The 2,006-nt window shown below is 34.6% G+C and carries 2 protein-coding genes; both read right to left on the bottom strand.

Features of this window, described 5'->3' with window-relative positions; all coding sequences use genetic code 11:
- Positions 1 to 923: 923 nt before the first annotated feature.
- Positions 924 to 1,172 carry a DsbA family oxidoreductase gene (locus V7149_RS21380; RefSeq protein ID WP_335347612.1) on the bottom strand — a complete coding sequence of 83 codons (249 nt, stop codon included), beginning with the start codon at positions 1,170 to 1,172 and terminating at the stop codon, positions 924 to 926.
- An 8-nt stretch (positions 1,173 to 1,180) separates the two neighbouring features.
- Complete coding sequence (locus V7149_RS21375) at positions 1,181 to 1,978, bottom strand: HAD family hydrolase (protein WP_335347611.1); 798 nt, start codon at positions 1,976 to 1,978, stop codon at positions 1,181 to 1,183.
- Positions 1,979 to 2,006: the final 28 nt, after the last annotated feature.

Raw genomic sequence — 2,006 nt, 5'->3', positions numbered from 1 at the left:
TGAAACAGCTATTAATTCACCTATATGGATAATGTCAGAAACATTTTTCATAATGTCCTCTCCTTTACCGACAAAGATACTTTCTTTTCTTTAAAAGATTAAATATGTTTTCGTTTATGTTTATGGATATTATTATTTTTCTAATTTTTTATAAAAACATACACTAAGCAAACTTCCTTTAAATAAGGCTATTTTTCGTACAAGGGATTATTGCCTTCCAGTACAAAGACATTCAGTATGTTAAATAGGGCCATTTGGAGGAATAACTTTACTTAAAGCAAACGATATTTATGTTAAGATGTAGGTAGAATTGAACTTAATTAGGCCAGGTTTTTGTAAGATGGATTCGCATTCATTGAGAATTNNATATAGCATTTGTTATTGGTGTTCATATAAATACTTCATTTAGATTAATTGTTAAAATGTATTCTAAACAAGGTTTATTAGTAAAAGAAACTGTACTCGTGGAAGGAGCTCCCAGTGAAATCGTTTACAGAAGGTTTTTAGGGAAACTAGCGTGGTAGATAATAATACATTTCAAGTGGCTTCAAATACAAGCCAATGGGTAGGGTCAATAACAATTTAATTTTGAGTTGTTCTTAAAATAAAAGGTGCTTTACTACAATAATAATCTTTAACAAAATGTCGTATTCCCTGAATAAGGATAAGGCCAATTTTTCATTAGGGCTATTTTCAACGTTAACAGTCTTGGAGAACACCACGTCTGGAATCTACGCAAACAATCTGTATACCATGTGAATAGGTGTACAGATTGTTTGCGTATTTTTTTAAAAGTTTCATTTAGAGAATAGTTGAGATATATCGAGCAGCCGTCAGGACCACAAACACCACCATCGATAGAGCCAAATGTTTTCAAAGTAGGTTTAATGCCTTCTTCTTCTGCAATTTTTTCTAATGCTTCTTTAAAATACCTTTTTTGGTTGAGCACATGAAGCAGAGTATTTATTGTTCATTACAAAGAATGGAACACCAATTATTTGCATGCTTCTTGCATCTTTGATGTCTTTTTGAACGTCAGCTAAATAAGCATTTTCATCTTCAAGAATGGACCTCACTTTCTCTTCATTAAGTCCAACTTCTTTTGCTAATCCAATTAATTGTTCATTGTCTGGGAGGAATTTATTTTCGCATGTTTTCATTAAAAAAGTCAAAAAAAACTCTAAATCGCATAGGATTTAGATGTTATAAGAAGATTCCGTTCGATGAACTCAGCTAATCCGTCATTTTCATGGTGTCCTGTAATAAAATCAGCTGCAGCTTTAACCTTTTCGCAAGCGTTCCCCATGGCCACACCAGTACCTGCATGACGAAGCATCTCTATATCATTGGGTCCGTCTCCAATGGCTACGACTTCACTTGGACTCATTCGAAATTCAGTAAGTAAGCTTTTAATGGCAGACCATTTGGAAACATTTGGAGCAACTAGCTCAAATCCGTCATTCCAATCGATGACTTCTGCTTCTTTTTTAAACAATGCGGATAATTCCGGACATGGTGCACCTGTTCGAACACTGTATTTAAGAACATCTTGATAATTTACTTGTCTTAAGTCACCAATATACAGTGGCGGAATTTGCCCAACTTTTGCCCAATAATCGATTTCTTTATTTGATTCCTTATAATAAATCCCATTTGCTGTATGGATGATAACATTACAAGGACTTTCAGCGGTCAGATTGTGAAATCGTTCTTCGTTTAATCGGACGGTTTTCATTTGTATAATTCTTCCTGACTCTGCATCGTGAATAGCAGCACCATTCAAACAGATCATCGGAGTTTGTAATCCAATTTCTTTATGGTAGGGAACGGTTATGTCATAGTGTCGACCAGTGGCGAGAAAAACCTTGACTCCCTGATTAATGAGCCTATTAATAGCTTCTTTATTTCGGCTGGAAATGGAGTTTGAGGCTTTTAATAGTGTACCATCCATATCTATAAATATTGCACGCACATTCATTTATCTGCCTCCTCATTCGTTGATAAAC

Origin of the sequence: Bacillus sp. JJ1503 (genome assembly GCF_036965125.1) — a bacterium.
Classification (GTDB): Bacteria; Bacillota; Bacilli; order Bacillales; family Cytobacillaceae; genus Cytobacillus.
The sequence above is the reverse complement of the archived record's forward strand: the minus strand, read 5'-3'. Positions and strand labels throughout refer to the sequence as shown.

Coding starts and splice junctions, on each gene's coding strand:
- V7149_RS21375 (WP_335347611.1), bottom strand. CDS start 1,978: ATGAATGTGCGTGCAATATTTATAGATATGGATGGTACACTATTAAAA.